The sequence below is a fragment of the Candidatus Nitrospira nitrificans genome, from assembly GCF_001458775.1.
Lineage (GTDB): Bacteria > Nitrospirota > Nitrospiria > Nitrospirales > Nitrospiraceae > Nitrospira_D > Nitrospira_D nitrificans.
The window spans coordinates 1-19,908 of record NZ_CZPZ01000003.1; the positions used below are offsets into that span (position 1 = coordinate 1).

Genomic DNA, 19,908 nt, shown 5'->3' on the forward strand with positions numbered 1-19,908 from the left:
GGCGTGCGGAAGCCATCGAAGGTCGCATGGTAGAACGGCCCGTTCAACTCCCCCCGCTCGCTCGGCACCAAGGTGCGGCCCACCCAGAGGTTGACCCGCTCGTTGATCTCGAATTTCCCGATCGCGTCGAGCAATCCAATGTTGGAGTTCCCGCCGAACTGGGTCCCCCCGGCGCCGACGTTACAGTTGAAACAGTCCGTGTTGAAGGTGAACTTCACGTACTTGTGAATTTGCCCGTTGATGTAGATACGAGCGTTGTCGATTTTGAAGTCGTTGCTATAATGCCCGCCTGCGGCCCCTTCTTGGCTGTTGAAGCTGGAGCGGATGCCCATGCCGATCGAAATCCATTTGTCCTCGTCGGCCTTGATCGTGCCCCCCGCATAGGCACTCGGCAGCGTGGTTCCCATTCCAGCCACCAGCGCCGTCACGGCCCCAGCAACTAAAACCTTGCTCCACCGCCTCGCAACATGTTCCTTCATACGCCCTCCCTTGTGAGTATTAAGAAACCACTGCCCACCTGCACTGATATCCAAAAACGTATACATTCAGGAAGTTGGTGGCGAGTATGCCTAAGTACTCGAAAGATAGCAAGAAACATTTCTCTAATTGCTTCCACATGTGACAAATATACATATGTATTTCTGCTTGTCCATGTAAATGCGGAAAGCGGTCGGGCGGAATACTGATGTGGTTGTCACTTGCGCGTTTCGCCATAGCCCGAGCGGATCGCGTGCAGACCGCATCGTCGCTGACTCTTTCTTCAGTTGCCAACTTAGGTGCCTTTCCTCGCCTACGCAGGGTGCACCGCCGTGAAGCGCTGGAAGAACGCGTAACGAGTGTCCTCTGCCTCATCGGCCAGGGCCTTTTGGCGGCCGAAACCTTGGTACAGCGAGGACAGGTTTCAGCGAGGACCAAACGAACCGCCGCTGTAACAGCATAGGCTCGACCTGCCTCAAAGCAATCCTTGTACCCTACGCACTAGGTACGCGACGACTCTACCGTCTGAGAGAAGAGGAGACGGACAGCTGTTGAAATTTATGACAGCACGTAAAAATATTGGAGGAGATAACTTATCGATAAATAAGAGCCAGGCAGAAGAAGTTCATCGCTCTCTGCCTGGCTTTCTCAGTGCTCTGACAAGAGCCTAGCGGTTCGGCTGAGGGGTGTAACGGAGATACGGCTTCACAGTCGTGAAGCCTTTAGGAAACAGTTGTTGCGCTTCCGCATCACCCACTGCGGGTGTAATAATGCAATCTTCACCTTCTTTCCAGTTCGCCGGAGTGGCGACCTTGTACTTCGAGGTCAGTTGCAGCGAATCGATCACTCTCAATAACTCATCGAAGTTCCGGCCGCAGGAAGCGGGGTACGTCAAGGTCAGTTTGACCTTCTTGTCCGGTCCGATAATAAAGACCGACCGCACCGTCATGTTGTCAATGGCATTGGGATGGATCATGTCATACAACGTCGCGACCTTCTTATCCGGATCGGCGATGATAGGGTAGTTCATCGTCGTCTTTTGCGTTTCGTTGATATCGTTGATCCAGCCTTTGTGGGAATCCATCGGATCCACACTGACGGCAATCACTTTTACGCCCCGCTTTTTGAACTCCGGCGAGATTTTTGCCACCGTGCCCAGTTCCGTCGTGCACACCGGGGTATAGTCCTTGGGGTGTGAAAACAAAATCCCCCACCCGTTGCCCAACCATTCGTGAAAATTGATCGTGCCTTCCGTTGTCTCTGCCGTAAAGTTCGGCGCGTCATCGCCCAGCCGTATAGCCATGAGATACCTCCTTGTATCGTGATCACCTACAACAAGATTCAACTATCTTCATACATTACTGTGCCCCAACGGATGAGTTCAAGAGGTCGCAGTGTAAAATGTCAGCCGCCTGACCTCATCGATCGAACAGCAGTGATCGGGAAAGCTATTCCGCCCACCAGCCTTGGTTGCTGACGGTTGACGCGTGGTCCTCGACACTGGGCTTACTCGACTCAAGTTTCTCGATAGCCTTGCCGATATGATTCACGAGAACCTGCATAAAAGGAGTCGAACATGGACGGCATGGACACGGCGCGCGCAAAGCTCCATATCTCAAAAGATCCGATGTACCTCATGCTGCGCGAAGGCTGTATCAAGGAGTTCAACGTCAAGAAGGCGGCCGGAGACAAATGCGAGCTCCGAGGCTGCGATCTGCGCGGCCTTGACCTTCGAGGCTTGGATGCGGATGGGCTGGATTTCAGCGACTGCTATTTTCGACAGTCCGATTTGCGCGGAGTCGATTTCAGCAAGGCCACTATGGACGGAGCCAGCATCAACGCCTGTAAGATCTCAGGGGTCCTCTTCCCCCCAGAACTCAGCGCGTCGGAAATTGAACTCTCCCTCTTACATGGAACCCGCATGCGGTACGGAACGAAGTAACACCAGTTCCAAGTTTTTCATTCGAAGTTTCAAGTCATGCATAAACCGAAGACCTCAACGTGAAACATGAAACTTGAAACCGTGGTCCGATTCGCTTCACGAACGACACGGCTTATAAACCGGCGGACAAGGACAACTGCGTCCGCACCTTCTCATGACCAGACTCAGCCGAACCCGTATCGAGAAGCGCAACTCGTTCCTCTGTGAGCTTCCCCCCCTCCAAGAGATGGCTACGGATCGCCTCAGCACGCCGGCGGGCGAGCTCCTCTAATTCGCTCGGAGAAATTTGGATGGCCGCCGCGAGTTTTCGTTTCATGCCTTCCACGGTCGGCTGGGCAGGTTCCGCCGATGCCACCGACGGATCAGGCGCAGGAAGTTTCGCATACAGTTTTTCCACCAACCGCTGCTCCTCTTTCGGCGACAACTCTTCCTGGTCCGGCTTCTTCTCGCCGCTCATCTCGAACAGCTGAGCTCGAAGTTTCATCGTTTGAAGCACCGCCACATCACGCGTTGCATCGGTGGTTCCCCTGATGTCAAGTCGGAGTCCCGCCCGCTCATCCAACGCCTTCTCCAATGCCTCGAGCTTCGTCAGTTCAGTATCAGCCAGCAAGGCGCTCCCTGGTTGGAATTCGATAAATTGAAGATCTTCCTCGCTCCCGCCTCCTGGCACGAGCTTCCCCATCAATGCAAACGGCGAGGCCACGACTTTTCCAAGCAGATTGAGCAGCGTCGAAATGACCACCTTGCCGTACTTGAAGTCCGGGTCATTCAGATTGCCCCGAATCGGCATGTCGACCTCGATCACACCTTTACGATCCTTCAACAGTCCCACAATAAGCGGCACCGGCAGCGACGTGGCATCCGGACTGTTTGTTTTGTCGCCGAATGTCAGTTGATCGACGTGCACGAGGTTCTCCGCTTCCAACACCTTTTGCGAGACCTTGTACTTCAAATCAAGCGACAGTTTCCCCTTTGACAACCCATAGCCTGCATATTTGCCGCTGTAAGGACCAGCCGGTATGAGATCCATTCCTCCCAACGTAATGACCAAGTCGGTGAAGGCGTCCTCGCTCAGCGGATTAATCGTTCCCACGATTTTGAGCGGGGCCGCCCTGCCGACTTTTCCCGACAAATTGACGTCGGCTTTCTTCAGTTGCTTGGACGATAGCCCCTTGACGGTCCCGCCGAACTCGGTGAGGCTGGCCTTGACGTTCGGCTCGATGGACAAGTCTTGAAACCTTGCAGCCAGTTTGATCAATTTGACTTGGTCGATCGTCACAGGCACGGGCTCCGCCGGTTTGGCATGCGACTTCTCGGTTTCGAGTTCTTTGGTGGGCGCCGCCTGATCGCCGGATGGAGGCGAGGCAGCCAGATGAGCAAGATTGAGTTGGCCGTCGGCTTCCACCACCATCTGCACGGACGGCTCTTGCCAGACCACTTCGGCGATGTTCACAGCGGTCGGCTCCACATCCAAGGCCACGCGGTTCACGGCCAACCGCTTCCACGTCAACACATTGTCAAACTCTTTGCGATCGACAACGGCCAACTGATTGACCGCAAGGTCACCCTGAAACCGCAGCATGGGCTCATTCGGATGAGCTTTGGCAAAGTGCACCGATCCCCTCAAGTCGATCGCGCCATCCTGCACATCGGCATTGAGAAACCGATCGAAGTAGGGTTGAAACGGCTGGATCTCGATATGCTCCAACTTGAGCGTGGCATCCGCAACCAATGGCTCGACCGTGACTTTTCCTTGCACGCCGATCGTGCCCGTTTCATTCAGTTTCAGTGCCAGATCCACCGGCAACGGTTTTCTGAAGGGAATCTGCACATCTTTGACCGTGAGGTTCATCGCCGACACATCGACATGACCTGGTCGCGAGAGAGTTCGATCCTCAAACGCGGCTCGATAGTTCCGCAGCGCGACCTCGTCGACGACAATGGTCCAGGGCTTTGATGCTTGCTCGGGTTTGGCCTGCGCCGTGGAGGATTGATTCGATGCCTCATCCCCGCCGACCGGCGTAAAAAGCGTTTGATAATTGATCACCCCGCCTTGGTCCATCCAGGCCTCGAATCGCGCATCGGCTGAATGCACCTTCGCGACCTCGATGGTCTGTTTTTGCAGATCCAGCTGAATCCCGCCCACATCAAAAGCCGGAATGCTGATGACTGGCTCAAGCCCGCCTCGTTCCACGATCGCGAGATTCTGAATCGATATGTGTCCATTCTTGACCGTTGCCTGAGGAGCCTGCCCGCGAAGATCAAAATGGTACGAGGCGGAAAGGCCAATGGTGCCCTGCGGAATGTCGAACTGGAACAGGTCGTGGACGACTTGATACAACGTCTTGAGTTTGATGCCGGACAGATTCACCCGACCATCGGATTCCACCGGCTCCAGAAAGATGGTCCCCTCCCATGAAATTTTCTCTCCCTTACCGATCTCCGCCGTGAACGCATGGGCACTCTCGCCTCCCTCGGCCTGCACCGTGCTGAAGTTGCGCAGCACAATTTCAAACGGCACCACGTCGATCACTACCGGCCGCGCCTTTGAATCATCTCGATATTCAATAATGCCTTGTCCGATCTCCAAGAGATCGATCTGCACCGGCATCATCTTCTTCGGCTCGTTGGTTGGAGCAGGAGGCTGGGGCGCCTCATCCGGAGGCGGAACCAACGACATCAGATTCAGCTTGCCCTCACGATTGACCTTGGCCGCCACGAACGGCATGACGAGACGGATCTCATCGAACGCGACTTTTTGCAAGAGCAGCGTCGTCGCGCGTAGATTCACGACCAGCTCTTCAAAACCTAGGATCGGCGTCTCATTCTCCCCCCGTACCTCTAACCCAGTGAGGCGGAGCGAGAGCGCAAACGGATTGAAGACGGCCTCGCGCAAGACGACCGGGTGCTTGATCTGATCCGAGACCGTGGGAATGACATACGATGTAATCAGATAGGGAAGCAGAAAAAACCCGACGAGCGTATAAAGCGTGAGAAGGCCCAGCAAGATGCCGATCAGCACTCGGGGGCGGAGTATTCGGCGCATGCGGTCTCAAACCCCTCAGAAGCCAATATGGAGATGAAACTATAGGGGACGGAGGAGTGAATGTCTACTGGGAGATCCCCCACTGGGTCATGCAATTTATTAGGGAATGCAACCCGCTGTCCATTTGACTTGAAAATCAAGAGGTCATAAAAATGTTTCGCTCACACATCTTGCAGACAGCGCGAAAGAAGGCAAACCCAGAACCCTCTAACCACCGGAATTAGAAAACTGAGGGCATGGACGAGGAAGGCCTGGGCTTGGGATCGTCGAAGATTCCGACTCCAAGACGACCGGGATGTGCGATGGTCTGCAAGGGCTCATCATCCGCAATATGACAGAAGTTTTTGTGAGCGAGTGCTCTTACCGCTAAGCTCCTGGCGTTCTCTGCAGGATGTCCCTAAAAATTTTCGCTGCAAGGTACTGGGCTACAGCTTGCTCATAGCGCCATTGTCCATCTATCGAAATGGAGTATTGTTGACCAACGACCAGCGAGTCGGCTGTATCCACATAGTGATCGATATCGCCGCCGTTCCGAGCCACATGGACCACCTGCGCAGGACCGATCCATCCTCGATCCGCCGTCTGACATTGTGCCTCCGGAAGAAATAACGTGTGAGATAACCGCACAATAGGGCGCTCTCCAAGCTCAATGGCTGTGACTGTGGCAAAAGTCCGTAAATCAGGATCGGGAAGCTCCTCTTGTCGAATAGTGTCAACCATGCGGGTGTCCCTCATACGCTGCTCCTCGCGGTGAGTAGAGCTGAACGCGGACTTCGCTCGAAAGGGCACGAACGGAACGGATTCATGACAGCTTGGAACACCGTGCATTTCAACAGAGGCTTCATGAGGCCAGTCATATCTGGCTCACCCTGTTCAACGTGGTCATGGTAGATTAGCCGTTCAGTGCGAGGTGCACCACACGCGACAAATCTCATGTTTCCACTGCTGGAAAAGGCGGTGACGGAGGGGCTTATTTCATTCCAAGGCTGCTCTGATCAACGGAAGATTATGTGGAGCCGACGGTACATGTACCGTCGCTTATTGTCCGCCTGGCTCTTTTTGCAGGACAGCACCAGGCGCGTGCTGGAGCGGATTAGAGACCTTAAGCGGCGGCGGAAAGATGAACAGGATGTCCGAGGCGATCGCGTAGACGCGGCCGTCTGGTCCGATCGCAGGCGGCGATTTCCCGCCCCCGACCCAGTCAAACCTCTGCAACTCCAACTGCGCGTCCGCGTCTAGAGTAACGAACGCGTCGATCGTCGAGACGAAGACATGGGTGCGGGACGCCGCAGCCGAGGTATAAGACGATGGGAGCGACGCTTGCGACACCACTTGGCCGTTGTTCAAGGCCGCAAGCCCGGACGTGCCGACGACAACGGCGAAGCCGTTCACCGTGAGTGTCGCCGGTCCATACACTATGCCCGGACTCGCGACTGGCGCAAGCTTGCTCGCGTTCGGTCCGGAGAAGACTATTTCTCCCCCGCCGGTGCTGACAAGCGTGTGGCCGTCAGGCAAGACCATCGGCGCGGAAACGAACGATCGCCCGTCATCGCGTAGCCGAAACGTCTCTGTCAGACCGGCCGCGGAGGTGGCGGTGAATCCTTTAATGATGTGACGCTGGTCGCTGACAACGACATGCGGTGCGCCGCCGCCGGCGAACGTGAAGACACCGACGCCGGGCATGGGTGGGGGGGCCTCCGCCTCCCGAGGCGGATTGTAGTCACATTGGCCGAATCCGCAAATCGCGCAATAGACGAAGCCTCCAGGAGGAATAAGGCAAAGAGCATCGGATGCGCTGATTCCCTTGCCTTTGGCCGTCGCCCCGCCGGTTGCAGTCCCCGGCTGTCCTGCCACCAACCGATCGATTACGACGCCCCCATCGGGAGAGAATCCGATAAGCCGCATCTCCACGCCGCTTATGTTGCGATTCCTATAGATCGCGGGCGCGAGAATGATCTCTCGACCGCCGACACTGACGATGTTGGGCGGCGCGGTAGTGGGGGCGCGAAGCCCCTTCATGGGGAAGGGCGTCCGTGTCAGCAAGGCGCCGGTGGCGTTGAACGCATATAACGTCGATCCGATTTGAGTTTTCTTGATAGCTCCTATTTTGGTAATCTTCAACTTGGCGCCGATCACATAAACTCTGCCGTCTGCTCCGATGGCCGGTGAGGCAACAATGGTCTCGCCGGCGTCGATGTCCCGGCTCCAGAACGGTTTGCCGTCCGCATGTAGAGCGATAAGCTTCCCTTCCTGCGTGCCGAGATAGACGCTTCCATCGGTGGCGATGACAGGACCAGCGCCCAGTGCGAACGTGCCGAGACCCGGAACGCTGAGGGAGCTCCCGGCAGCCGGCTTCGTATCCACATCGGCGAACCCCCGATTGGCAGCGTCGCCATGGAAACCTTCCCAGGCGCCGATCGCCGGAGTCGTCATCTGCACGATCGCCCCACACATCATGGCAGCCGCCATTCGGACGAGCGATTGGATCATTTGAACCTCCTTCCTCGGCTTACAAATCGGTGAGAACGAATACATAGCACCTGGTGCCGAACGATCCGGGATACTCGGGGGGGACATATCTGTATCTGTCGTACACATCTTGGTTGTCAAACCATATCCTGCCCTACTAACCAAGCGCGTTACCGAGAGGATTATAAAGCTTGCATATAACTATCGAGTAGGTTGGACAAGTGGTGCGCCCGGTTGGAATCGAACCAACGACCCTCAGCTTAGAAGGCTGATGCTCTATCCGACTGAGCTACGGGCGCACGTTGCTATTTCAACGAGTTAGGGTCTGGCAATTTTCCGGCCAATCCCTCTAGTGTTCCCGGCGTGTTCTCTTGAAGGTATTTATGCACCTTCAATGCAGCTTCATGCAAGTCTCTTTCCTCTATGGCGTTGTACCGTTTCCACATCTTCTCTGACTTATGGCCGATGATCTTCGTCAGACTGCGTGTAGTGCTCCCCTGAAATCAAGCCACCTGAGTTAGGCGCAGGCAAGCCACGTACAGATTCGCCAAGCCTCAAGCTGATGAACAGTCAGTGGGTATTCTTCGCCAACCCACGGTACCGGACTTTGGCCCATCCAACGATCCGCTTGATCACCAAGAACACATGCTCGACTTTGGCGCGGACCTTCGACTTCGTGCGATTGCGGGCACGCTCGGCCTCGCTCAAGGGCCGATGGCGATAGGCTTTCGTCTGGATAAAGCTCTGGACATCGGTGGCGACCTCCATGATGGGTCCTCGGCTCACCTGCAAGCCTTGCTTGACCAAATGCTCTCGGATTCGCACAAAGAGTTGTTCGCCCAGCTGGTGGGCTTCCCAGCAACTGGCGAAACTTGCAGATCGTCGTCTCATCCGGCACAGGCTCGCAGACCAGATCAATGCCGACGAATTGCCGCATGGCCCGTGAGTCGTACAGCGCCTCCTCCATCGTTGGATCCGACAGGGTGAACCACTGTTGCAGACAATGGTGGCGCAGCATGCGTTCGATGCCCACCGGCGGACGCCCCGGCCCCTCGGCCTTGGGAGACACCGGCGCAATCGTGGCGACCAGGTCTGTCCACGGCACGACGCGGTTGCTCTCGTCGAGAAACCGCTCCCGGCGAGCAATCTGCCTTCGCCCACCGAGCCTTGGGGTGGTCCTTTGCACCAGGAGCGTGATCCACCTCATCAGACATGATTCTTGCCATTATTACAATTCTGTCATATCATTGGTGGGTATCGGCAAGGAGAACAAGACGTGTCGAAAGATAGTGTGCTCCGGCCTGTGGTTTGGATGGGCGATAGCAAGAAGCAATTGAAAAAGATGCCGGAAGACGTACAAAAACAAATGGGCGGCGAGCTGTATCTGGCTCAGCGAGGCGAAGATCCGCCGCACAGCAAGATGTTAACGGGACTAGGCAGCGGCGTATTTGAAATCAGGGATGATTTCGACAGCAACACGTATCGGCTGGTGTACGCCGTCCAGATCGGCAAGCGGCTCTATGTGCTGCATGCGTTTCAGAAGAAGAGCAAAAAGGGCATCGCGACACCCCCGAGAGACGTGGAGTTGATTACGCGGCGATATAAGGAAGCAGTCGTCATGGAAAAGGAGTGGCAGTCATGAAGAAAAAGAACACCAGCAACTATGAAGTCAGTTCCGGGAATGTCTTTGCGGATTTAGGCTTGAAGGACTCCGAGAGCCTGCTCATGCGGGCTGAGCTAGGCCATCAAATCTTCAAAATCCTCAAAAGCCGAGGACTTAAGAAACAAAAAGACGTGCAGGATGTGCTGGATATTGGACAGACGGAGGTCTCCCACCTGATGAATGCGCGGTATTACCGGTTTTCCGAAGCCCGGTTGATGGCATTCTTGAACAAGCTGGACCGCAAAGTGACGGTGCAGGTCTCACGACGCCGGAAAAATGAACCGCTCCAAGAAGTGGTCCTTGCGTAAGCCGGACTTTGCCTGGCCCAGAGCAACCACGACAGGGACGCTAAACCGAGCACGTACCGGTAGTGAAGGAGGCCTCGTGAGAATCGTTACCTATGGTACTCGGGGTCACTTCTGCCTTCCTCAATAACCGCCTTCCTACGGTCAGGATCAACGATCTCCTAACACTGAAGCAGTATATCGGTCCAGAAGAACAGCGTGCGTTCTGAGTGCTTGATCTCTTACATGAGCCAGTCTTTCTCAATATTCTAGGTACCAACCCTACATATTACCGGCGTGTTATCACCACAGCAAAATTTTGACCTATTTCCCCTGAACTGGATTGAACCAAACTGAACTCTCAAAATAGCTAAACGCCGCTCCTGGAGCATCGTTTCAGAGTTTTCACAAGGAGATAAGGGGAGGGCTCGGAACGGCTTAGAAGGCTGATGCTCTATCCGACTGAGCTACGGGCGCATTTTTCAAAGTGCCGGCAGCTAGTCTGAAGTGGAAGGCCGGCCGACGTCAAGTGGAGCGGCAACGGCAGTGAGTTCCCTGTCGTTACGTCCGTGTCCACGCCATGTCTCAACTATGAATGATTCGATCACGTCCCCCATCTTGAGGTGAATCGAATTGGATTCAGGGTGTATCGCTTTAGGTTCATCACCAACCTTCCCCCGTATCTCATTCGCATCTCATCGCGAGAAATCTTCTATTCAAAGAAACTGCTGTATTATCGAGGCAGTCCAACTGTTTTACGTATTTTTGTTGAGTTGTCTATTCCCTAATCCGATCAGTGGCTCGTCTATTGCTGGAGCGAGGCACGTGTAGGGCCTGGATGGATCACGGCCCAGGCACAGTTGAATCAGCCGGTTGCCGACCCGTTTCTCTCTGACCGCCTCCACCGGGGGGACAGTCACTTCAGGGCTCGATACGCATGGGGACATGAAAACCGGACTATTGGAGTTATCATTTTTCAAGAAAACTATTTCTCTCCGGAGAACACCTGTGAGGAGTAAAACGGATTCGCTGTAACGAATGTGGAAGACGAGAACTACAGGATGCCCGGAAAAATTTTCAGGGGTGATGTGGGGAGCAGGGCGATGAAGGGACGAGGAATCACCTTAAAGGGTTATTGTGCAAAATACGTAACAGGAATAGTTAGGCGGCCAAGAACGGAATGCCATACCCTGGTGCGGACCTTTTGTGAACGATGCATATCCGGTTGTGACTGTGAAGAGTACTCGGACGATTCATTCCAGGGTCAGGAGGAGAACTGCCCCCATGCGCCAGTTTCATCAATCTAGCCGAAGCCTATGGTGTGTCTTTACGATCTCCATCGTAGCGATGCACTTCGCATGGGTTTATGCGGATGCATCAGCTCAGACTGCTCCCATTACCTCCTCTGGCCTACACACACAGATCAGTGCTCCGATACAAGTGGATGGCCAGACGCAATACAACATTACAGGCGGAACCAGACCGGGAGGAGGAGTGAATCTGTTTCATAGCTTCGGCGAGTTCGGAGTTCCCGATAACAACATTGCAAATTTTCGCAACGATTCCCCTGGGCTTCAGACAGTCAACATCCTCGGGCGTATCACAGGCGGCAGTGAATCACATATTTTTGGAGCCATTCGAACCAGTGAGTTCGGGAGCGTCAATCTCTTTCTCATGAACCCGGCGGGATTTTTGTTCGGCCCGAACGCCACGGTCAACGTCGGCGGAATGGTGAGCTTCACCAGCGCCGACTATCTCAAGCTCGGGGACGGGAAACGATTCAACGCAATCACCAACATGACCGCCGACGCGCTGCTGTCTGCATCTCCGGTGGCGGCGTTTGGATTTTTGGGCTCCAATCCTGGCGCGATCGTCGTTCAAGGCAGCGAGTTCAATGGAGCGAGCATCTCGCTGGTCGGAGGAACTATCACGATCGAATCCGGCACGCCGAGCAGCGGCACGGCTCAACAAGCACAACTCTCCGCACCGAACGGCGTCATTCAGTTGGCCGCCGCAGCATCTCCGGGAGAATTCGACGCTCAACACATAGGCGGGACCTCATTTACCTCCTTCGGTACCGTCTCCCTCGCCCCAAACTCAACCATCAACGTCAACGGCGCGAATACGGTTTCGATCAGAGGAGGCCAATTCGTCCTGACCGTCAACGATGCGATCCTCAACACCGCTGAAAGCACAGGAGCGCTGAATTCGATTTCGCTAAGCCCAAACAGCGCGATCGTCTCCTCACACAACAGGAGCGGGGCCGGCGCTGACATACAGATCGCAGCAGGAACGCTGCTGATTAAGGGGGCACAGGTAACTACCCAAACCACCGACGAAGGTAACGCAGGCAGCATTCGCATCGATGCAGACCTGGTGGATATCATTGAGGGCAGCACTCTCAGCACCCTGAGCGAAGGCAAGGGGCGGGCTGGGAATATCTTACTCAATGCAACAGACTCGATCGATTTGACCACGTCTTCCATTAACAGCGACGCTGCGTCTTTCTCCATCTTACCTGAAGCCGCAGGTGACGGCGGCCTGATTCACTTAAAGGCGCCACGGATCAATATTCGCGAATCGCTCTTGAGCACCTCGACACTTGGCGCCGGGAATGCAGGCACCATTCTGTTGGAGACCCAGCGACTCAACGTCGGAGTCGACGCAGACATTTCTACGTTTACACAAGGCCCAGGCAACGGAGGGAAGATTACCATCCAGGGTCTCGGCGGAGAGGGAAGTCGTGCAAACGATGTGGCAATTACAGGAAGCGTACTCAGGAGCCGTACGAGCAATGCGGGGGCCGCAGGAGAAATAAGGATCGCTGCGGACAGGCTGATGATCTCGGATAACAGTCAAATCAATGCCAACTCCGAGACAGGCAGCGGCGCGGGCGGAAACATCCATATCAATGCCGACTCCATTACACTCCAAAATGGAGGTACAGTTTCGGCCACGACCTCTGGCACGACGCCATCAGCCTCCGGCGGGACCATCTCGGTTGAAACAAACCATTTGCACCTTAGAACCGGTGCAAAAATAACCACTGAAACGACCGGCGCGGGCGAGGCGGGCAAGATTCTGATTGGAAAGATAAACCCAGCTCAGCTGGTCCTCATCGATGACAGTGCGATATCCAGTAACACAACAGGCGCCGGAACTGGCGGAGAAGTTTCCATCGCAGCTGCTTCTGTGGCTCTTTCCAATGGCGCTGCCATCACGGCGAACAGCAACGGCGCGGCAAATGCCGGCAATATCAATGTCGTCGCGACCGCCGGCCTCGCCATGCAAAACAGCTCGATCACGACACTCGTGCATCCGAACAACAACGGCAATAACGCCGGTGGCGGAGACATCAAAATAACGACCTCTCCTAACGCGACGGTTTATCTCCGGGACAACAGCACGATTAGCGCGTCGGTTGCCGACGGACCCGGCGGCGGCGGGAATGTGACGATCGACCCCCAATATGTCATCTTGCAAGGCAGCCGGATTCTGGCTCAAACCGACCAGGGCACAGGCGGTAACATTACAATCATTGCCAATATGTTTCAGAAGGATGCCACTAGTATCGTGAATGCGGATTCCAGAACTGGGGTGAACGGCACCGTGACGATCCAAGCGCCATATGCTCCAGGCAGCGGCAAAATTCAGCCGCTTGGCTACCGACCTCTACAAGCGGGGTCACTCCTCAATCAGCGCTGCGCAGCACTGGCCGGAGGCGAGTTCAGCAGTTTCACCCTGGCAGGTCGGGATAGTCTACCTGTAGAACCAGGTGGCTGGCTCTCAAGCCCATCGGCGCTCGCCATATCGCAATCCCATGGCGACACGATACCCAACATAGGCTCGCAAGCGAACCCCTATGAACTGCGGGGAGAGCGTTTTCTTCTGTCGTTGCGCCAAATTGTACCGCCTGGTTTCTTGTTGCGAGCTTATGCCGTGGGGTCGTCGTCGGAGGGTTGCCGCTCATGATCCACTGGATGAATTCACCGTCCTGCTGACAAGGATGAAAGGGGATCTACTGTTTGCGTGTCGGTAAGCAAAACCATATGTCCAACAGCAAAGGAGGAATCATATGCCACTTCCAAAAGTTACCACGCCCGCCCTAGGATCAATACACCGCCATGGAAATCCAGCCCAAAGGATTTTCTATTGGAATGCAGGAAGCCCTCAGGTTGTTCCTACCCATTGGCGTTTAAAGGTAGGAGGAACACCGGGTTCCGGGAACTACTATACGGGAATAGTTCCGGAGCCTGCCCATCAAGCAACGGTTATATTCAATCAGAACCCACCGACTGGGAAAAAAGTCTATGCGTTAGTCGAGTGGTCAACAAACGGCGGCGCTACCTTTCCCAATCAAGGAGACATAATAAGTTTTACCTGCAACCCCTAATATAAAAACCACGTTATGACTTCTTCGGTTACCTGAAGCAAAGTCATTATGGATGAATCAAGGAGAACGAGTCATGGTCAACCATGAAAATCCTAAAGATGACATTAGATTCATCGAGCCGCTAGGACCGCAAATGTTTTCTCGCCCATTCAGCATCGCATGGGAAAGTAGGTCGAGCCTCACCATCGCCGAATCGATGCTCCTCGTAGGCACCTCAGATGATGATTGGGACGTCATGTGTGCATACACGGGCACGAGAAACCGCTGTGCCATTGATATCTCTGATATGAATCCTCAGCCACAACGAATATTTGTACGGCTACGTTACGCCATATATGACCCAGATCATCATAATGCGACTGAGAAGGGCGGTGAAAACAAGTGGTACATAACTCTTACGCCATTGGAAATAAACAATAAGGAACATGGTGCGGAATGATGCACGACGTCTGTTCGTGTAACTTCTGCCCGTGCTTCTCTTAATAGTATCGATAATGGTTTCTGAGTGAAAGTTCCAGAAAGCTTGGATCGAGAAGTCGGCAAGCCATCCCTAAAGGATCGTGAATCGTGACGGCAGGCGCTCGAAATTCAGCGCCTGCCTCGTTTGCTCACTTTGTTCATCAATACTTCCTGTGCCTCCTTATCGGGCTCGCCATGATCAGCACGTTGTTAGACGCCTCCGTCTTTGCTCAAACGGCGATTGATCCGACGGGACGGTCCGGCCAACCGCCTGGACCATTGAAAGAGGAATTTCAACGCGCCCAGCCCTCTCCGCGTCCGGTTCTCCCCCCCCTCCCCCCGGCTCCTCCCGAGGAAGACATGCGGAAAGAGCTCGGTGTGTTGCAGGTTTTCGTTCGCGAGGTGCGTGTAATCGGTAACACGGCCTTCTCAAACATTGAGATTGATGAGGTAACTGCCCCATTCAAGAATCGGACGGTGATGACCGAGGATCTCGAGCGGCTTCGGCTGGCCCTCACGCTGCTGTACATCAATAGGGGATATCTGACCTCCGGCGCGATTATCCCCGACCAGGACGTGATCGACGGGGGTCGTGACGGTTCAAATCATCGAGGGGAAGCTGACAAGGATCAATATTGAGGGGAACCGCTGGTTTAGCTCATCGTTCTTGAGCGATCGGCTGTCGCTGGGCAGCCGCACACCGGTGTTGCTCGCTCCGCTTCAAGAACAGCTGCAACTGTTGCAACAAGATCGCAGGATTGAACGCATCAATGCCGAGCTGCGGCCGGATGAGCAACGCGGCCAAAGCGTGCTGAACGTGCGCGTGACCGACAAGAATCCGTTTCACGCCACGCTTGAGGTCAATAACTACCAAACGCCTCTGGTCGGGGAAATCCGCGGAATGGGCACACTCGTCCATGACAACCTGACCGGTCGAGGAGATCCGCTCAGCGTCAGTTATGGCCACTCGAGCGGAGGCTTCCCGATTATCGACGTTTCGTATGCCTTCCCCTTGAATCGATACGGGACCACCTTTTCTCCGCACTATCGGCGATACGACTTCAAACTGGTCGAGCAACCCTTCGAACCGCTCGATCTCAATACCAACACGGAAATCATCGGGATGACGCTCCGACAACCGATCTATCGGACCATTACAGACGAGGTGGCCCTCTCGCTCATCGGTGAGCATCTGTTTACCCAGAGTTTTATCTTTGCAAATGTTCCGTTCAGCACATTCCCTGGCTTTCAGAACGGCGCGGCCACCGTCTCCGCGCTCAGGTTTGTTCAGGAGTGGACTCACCGAACCATCGACACGGTCTTTGCCGTGCGTTCACGCTTCAGCATCGGGCTGAATGTCCTCGGTGCAACGATCAACGGTCCCCCCGACACGCCGGACGGACGTTTTTTTTCGTGGTTGGGACAGATCCAGGCCATCAAGCAATACGGCGAAAAGCTATTCGGGATGCAACTTCTCGGACGCATGGATCTCCAACTCACCGATTCGCCGTTGTTTCCACTCGAGCAGATTTCGCTTGGCGGCCGGTATACCGTGCGGGGCTACCGAGAAGTGACGATTCTGCGCGACAATTCGTTCATCGTGTCCTTTGAGTCCCGATTTCCGTTGATCCGATGGAAGAACGGCGAGCCGATGGTGCAATTCGCCCCTTTCGTGGATGTGGCGCACGGATGGAGTCTCGGGGAAAACCGCCCTTCCGCCATCGCGCCTGCCACGAACTTCCCCGACACACTCGCCAGCGTGGGCGCCGGCCTCCGTTGGAACATTCTCCCACAGGGTCGAGCGGTCTTCGAGGTCTATTGGGGACAGAAGCTGCGCGGCGTTCCACGCATCGGACATACCGCTCAGGATCATGGAGTGCACGCGGGAATTGTGGTCAATCTTTTTTGATACGACGGTTACAGCAGACATGCCCAACGTACAATCTCGGCCGACATTCAATCAACCACGCTACCTGTTCATCTTCTGCAGAACCTGCCTCTTTTTGTTGCTGAGCGCTCTCCTCTTCACCGTCACACGATCGGAATCGCATGAGGCCTCGTCGTCCACCGACTCGGTGATGAAGGAAGGTGGGCGGTATTTTGAACGGGGAGCCTTGAGCGAGGCCTTGTCCCACTGGAAACAGGCTGCCGATCTGTATAAAAACGAGGGAAACAAACCGGCGCAGGTCGAAGCCCTTGTTCTTTCGGCTCAGGCATCAATGGGCTTGGGGCAATCGAAACAGGCGCTCCAGTCCTTGGAACTGGCGCTCTCACTCGCTCGGAAAAGCGATGATCCACTCGCGGAGGCCTCCGTGCTCGGGCAACTGGGGCGGACCTATTCGACGCTCCGGCAACTCCCTGAGGCCTCGGAATATCTCCAACAGGCCCTGACCTTGGCGAAACAGCGACAGGCTTCGCCGCTCCTTGCGACCATACTGAACGATCTTGGCATTCTTTTGGGGTTCAAGCGGCAGGATCGAGACGCGCTGGTCGCATTTCAGGAAAGCCTGACCCACGCGCACAATGCCGACCTTCACTTGCTTGCGGCGACAGCCCGGACGAACGCCGCGCGTGTCTTGTTGCGAGTCAACCAGCCGACCGACAGCCGCCTCGCCCTTGACGCAGCGCTCACTCAATTGCAGGACGTGATCCCCCCTTCCAGAAATACAGCACTCGGGCTGATCGGCATCGCGTTGGCCTACCAGCGACTGATTCCTCACCTGCCGCAGGAGCGCGATCCTCTTGCGCTGAGAACCGCCGGCGCGCTCCAGGAAGCGGCCGCCATCGCCGAGCGACAAGGCGACAAGAGAACGCTGTCCTATGCTCTCGGGCATCTTGGCCGTCTCTACGAAACAGAATTTCGCATGGACGAAGCACTGCGGCTCACCAGACGGGCGATCTTCTCCGCGCAATCCGTGGATGCTCCGGAATCGCTCTATCGCTGGCAATGGCAATTGGGGCGCCAGCTGGCGGCAACCGGACAGCCGGATAAGGCCATCGATTCCTATCGGCAAGCGGCCTCGACACTTCACCCGATTCGCGTCGAGGTAACCAGAGCCTCGTTCGAAGATCCGACAGCCGACCAGGACAGCGTCAAACCGTTGTTCTTCGAACTGGCCGACCTGCTGCTGCAGCGGGCATCGCTCACTGGTGACAACCACGCGGTGGAGGACTCTCTCTTCGCCGCTCGCGATGCGATCGAAGCCTATAAAACGGCCGAGTTGCGAGACTACTTCAAGGATGATTGCGTCGACGCCGTGCGGTCCAAGCTTGCCCTGTTGGATCGGCTGTCATCGGACACCGCCGTCGTCTATCCCATCATGTTCAGTTCCCGGCTGGAACTGCTCATAAGCCTACCGACGGGACTCACGCGCATCGCTGTGCCCGTGACAGCCGATCGTCTGACTCTGGAAATCCGCGCGTTTCGTCGATTGGTGGAAAAACGCACCACCCGAGAATATCTGCCCCACGCCCGACAGTTGTACGATTGGCTTGTGCGGCCATTGGAGACGGACCTCTCTCGACTCGGGATCACGACATTGGTGTTCGTGCCGGACAGCGCTCTACGGACGATTCCTTTGGCGGCGCTTCACGACGGCTCGTCCTTCCTGATCGATAAATTCGCCCTCGCGATGACCCCCGGCCTGACCTTGACCGATCCACGGCCGCTGAACCGCGATAAGTTGCGGTTCCTTGCCGCCGGCTTGACGAAGTCCGTGCAAGGATTCCCTCCCCTTCCCTACGTCGCCGAGGAGGTGGCTTCGATCGAGCAACTGTATAAAGGCGATCAACTCCTCAACAGCGACTTTCAAGCCACCAGGCTGGAAAAAGAATTGCGTGACGGACGGTATGGGGCCTTGCATATTGCGACACACGGTAAATTTTCCACCGACGCGAACGATTCGTTTCTCCTGACCTTCGACGGCAAGTTGACGATACAATCACTCGACCAATTGGTCGGTCTTTTTCGATTTCGGCAAGAGCCGTTGGAACTGTTGACCTTGAGCGCCTGTCAGACCGGGGTCGGCGACGATCGCGCGGCGCTCGGCCTGGCCGGCGTGGCCCTCAAGGCCGGCGCCCGCAGCGCGCTGGCCACTCTGTGGTTTATCAATGACGAAGCGGCGGCGGCATTGGTTTCCGAATTTTATCGCCAGCTGCGGAATCCGTCTCTATCCAAAGCCGTGGCACTCCAGCGCGCGCAAATGAAATTATTGAGCGACCGAGTGTACGAACACCCGGCCTACTGGTCGCCGTTTCTGTTGCTCAATAATTGGCTGTGAGAAGGAGCGTCGCCATGAGATATGTGTTGACATTGGGGCTGAGTCTTCTGCTGACCGTCTCGGGAATGCCTATCCTGGACGCCGCAGACGGAGCGATAACGGTAACGACCGCTGAACGGGATGACGAGCAGCTTCCCGTCTATGCACCGCCGAAAAAACTGACCCCTCGCGCTCGAGTCGGCGGGACATTGCGGGGAACGGATAGCAGTGAACCGGAACTCGTCGCCTTGGTGCCCGACCATGTCGGATTGACCGTCAAGCAAACACCGACCCTGAACTGGTACCTTTCAAAACCGACCACTTATCCGCTACGATTTACGCTCAATGACACTCAAAAAATCATTCCGATCTACGAAGGCTCCCTCCCCATTCCGACGCAAGCAGGGGTTCAATCCATCGATCTCAAAAGACTGGGACTGACACTCGAACCCAACGTCCAATATCGATGGTTTGTGTCGGCCAGCCCCAATGCTGAGTCCCCCTCCAGGGATATCGTCGCCGGCGGGATGATCGAGCGATGTGAGTTCAGCGAATGTCTGACGGTGACCTCGGTGAATGTGAGCTGTGACCGGGACAGTGTCCGCACGAATGCCCTCATCGGGTTCTGGTATGACGCAATGGGTTGCGTGTGTTCTCTGATCGAAAAGGAACCAAATGATCCGTCGCTTCGCAGGCTGCGCGCAGCCCTCCTGAGACAGGTGGGACTCAACGGGGTGGCAGACTGGGATCTGCGTTCGATTCAGAGTCATACCAAATAGCCGCTTGCATGCCTTTGTACCATAGCCTCAGCCGACTGAATCTATTTTGATTCAGCATGAATACATTTAGATTCACCATCCGTCTCAGATCCGTGGCCGAAGCATCATCTCATATCAAGATTCGCTAGGGTCCCGCA

15 protein-coding genes, 1 tRNA gene and 1 pseudogene are annotated in these 19,908 nt (G+C 55.5%); 9 read left to right on the plus strand and 8 right to left on the minus strand.

The genetic code is table 11. The features are described from left to right. The coding region (locus tag COMA2_RS02945; RefSeq protein ID WP_217490598.1) for an OprO/OprP family phosphate-selective porin at positions 1-479 on the minus strand (479 nt) is incomplete at its 3' end. A 665-nt stretch (positions 480-1,144) separates the two neighbouring features. Next, on the minus strand, positions 1,145-1,780 hold the full coding sequence (locus COMA2_RS02950; RefSeq protein ID WP_090894526.1) for a peroxiredoxin: 636 nt from the start codon (positions 1,778-1,780) through the stop codon (positions 1,145-1,147). A 273-nt stretch (positions 1,781-2,053) separates the two neighbouring features. On the opposite strand from COMA2_RS02950, the gene COMA2_RS02955 reads away from it, so the two are divergent. Next, positions 2,054-2,419, plus strand: a complete 366-nt coding sequence (locus COMA2_RS02955; RefSeq protein ID WP_217490599.1) for a pentapeptide repeat-containing protein — start codon at positions 2,054-2,056, stop codon at positions 2,417-2,419. Positions 2,420-2,531: 112 nt separating this feature from the next. On the opposite strand, the gene COMA2_RS02960 is transcribed toward COMA2_RS02955, so the two are convergent. From COMA2_RS02960 to COMA2_RS21010, 6 genes and pseudogenes are all read right to left on the minus strand, one after another. Further along, positions 2,532-5,465 carry a DUF748 domain-containing protein gene (locus tag COMA2_RS02960; RefSeq protein ID WP_090894528.1) on the minus strand — a complete coding sequence of 978 codons (2,934 nt, stop codon included), beginning with the start codon at positions 5,463-5,465 and terminating at the stop codon, positions 2,532-2,534. A gap of 366 nt (positions 5,466-5,831) precedes the next feature. Continuing rightward, a complete protein-coding gene (locus COMA2_RS02965; protein WP_090894529.1) occupies positions 5,832-6,200 on the minus strand; it encodes an alanyl-tRNA editing protein in 369 nt (122 codons plus the stop codon). 303 nt (positions 6,201-6,503) lie between these two features. Next, the gene (locus COMA2_RS02970; protein WP_090894531.1) at positions 6,504-7,955 is read right to left on the minus strand and encodes an outer membrane protein assembly factor BamB family protein; all 1,452 of its coding nucleotides are present in this window, start codon (positions 7,953-7,955) and stop codon (positions 6,504-6,506) included. A 201-nt stretch (positions 7,956-8,156) separates the two neighbouring features. Beyond that, positions 8,157-8,233, minus strand: a tRNA-Arg gene (locus COMA2_RS02975). 271 nt (positions 8,234-8,504) lie between these two features. Next, positions 8,505-8,825 carry a transposase gene (locus COMA2_RS20645; protein ID WP_245630846.1) on the minus strand — a complete coding sequence of 107 codons (321 nt, stop codon included), beginning with the start codon at positions 8,823-8,825 and terminating at the stop codon, positions 8,505-8,507. Then, positions 8,791-9,132 (minus strand): annotated as a pseudogene (locus tag COMA2_RS21010) (transposase); the annotation flags it as partial. The pseudogene COMA2_RS21010 and the gene COMA2_RS20645, both read right to left, overlap by 35 nt. Before the next feature lie 78 nt (positions 9,133-9,210). Here COMA2_RS21010 and COMA2_RS02985 point away from each other — a divergent pair. From COMA2_RS02985 to COMA2_RS03020, 8 genes are all read left to right on the plus strand, one after another. Next, positions 9,211-9,576 carry a type II toxin-antitoxin system RelE/ParE family toxin gene (locus COMA2_RS02985; RefSeq protein WP_217490600.1) on the plus strand — a complete coding sequence of 122 codons (366 nt, stop codon included), beginning with the start codon at positions 9,211-9,213 and terminating at the stop codon, positions 9,574-9,576. Continuing rightward, the gene (locus COMA2_RS02990) at positions 9,573-9,905 is read left to right on the plus strand and encodes a helix-turn-helix domain-containing protein (RefSeq protein ID WP_090894532.1); all 333 of its coding nucleotides are present in this window, start codon (positions 9,573-9,575) and stop codon (positions 9,903-9,905) included. Before COMA2_RS02985 ends, COMA2_RS02990 begins: the two co-directional genes overlap by 4 nt. 1,260 nt (positions 9,906-11,165) lie before the next feature. Next, positions 11,166-13,853 carry a two-partner secretion domain-containing protein gene (locus COMA2_RS02995; RefSeq protein WP_090894534.1) on the plus strand — a complete coding sequence of 896 codons (2,688 nt, stop codon included), beginning with the start codon at positions 11,166-11,168 and terminating at the stop codon, positions 13,851-13,853. A gap of 494 nt (positions 13,854-14,347) precedes the next feature. Further along, positions 14,348-14,713 carry a hypothetical protein gene (locus COMA2_RS03000; RefSeq protein WP_090894536.1) on the plus strand — a complete coding sequence of 122 codons (366 nt, stop codon included), beginning with the start codon at positions 14,348-14,350 and terminating at the stop codon, positions 14,711-14,713. A 128-nt stretch (positions 14,714-14,841) separates the two neighbouring features. Further along, entirely contained in the window at positions 14,842-15,372 is a 531-nt protein-coding gene (locus COMA2_RS03005; protein ID WP_090894537.1) for a POTRA domain-containing protein, read from the plus strand. Next, positions 15,326-16,642: a ShlB/FhaC/HecB family hemolysin secretion/activation protein gene (locus tag COMA2_RS03010; protein ID WP_139076995.1), complete on the plus strand. Its 1,317-nt coding sequence runs from the start codon at positions 15,326-15,328 to the stop codon at positions 16,640-16,642. The genes COMA2_RS03005 and COMA2_RS03010 overlap by 47 nt, the downstream gene beginning before the upstream one ends. Positions 16,643-16,661: 19 nt before the next feature. Then, a complete protein-coding gene (locus tag COMA2_RS03015) occupies positions 16,662-19,013 on the plus strand; it encodes a CHAT domain-containing protein (protein WP_175304360.1) in 2,352 nt (783 codons plus the stop codon). 14 nt (positions 19,014-19,027) lie between these two features. Continuing rightward, on the plus strand, positions 19,028-19,771 hold the full coding sequence (locus COMA2_RS03020) for a DUF928 domain-containing protein (RefSeq protein WP_090894542.1): 744 nt from the start codon (positions 19,028-19,030) through the stop codon (positions 19,769-19,771). Positions 19,772-19,908 lie beyond the last annotated feature (137 nt).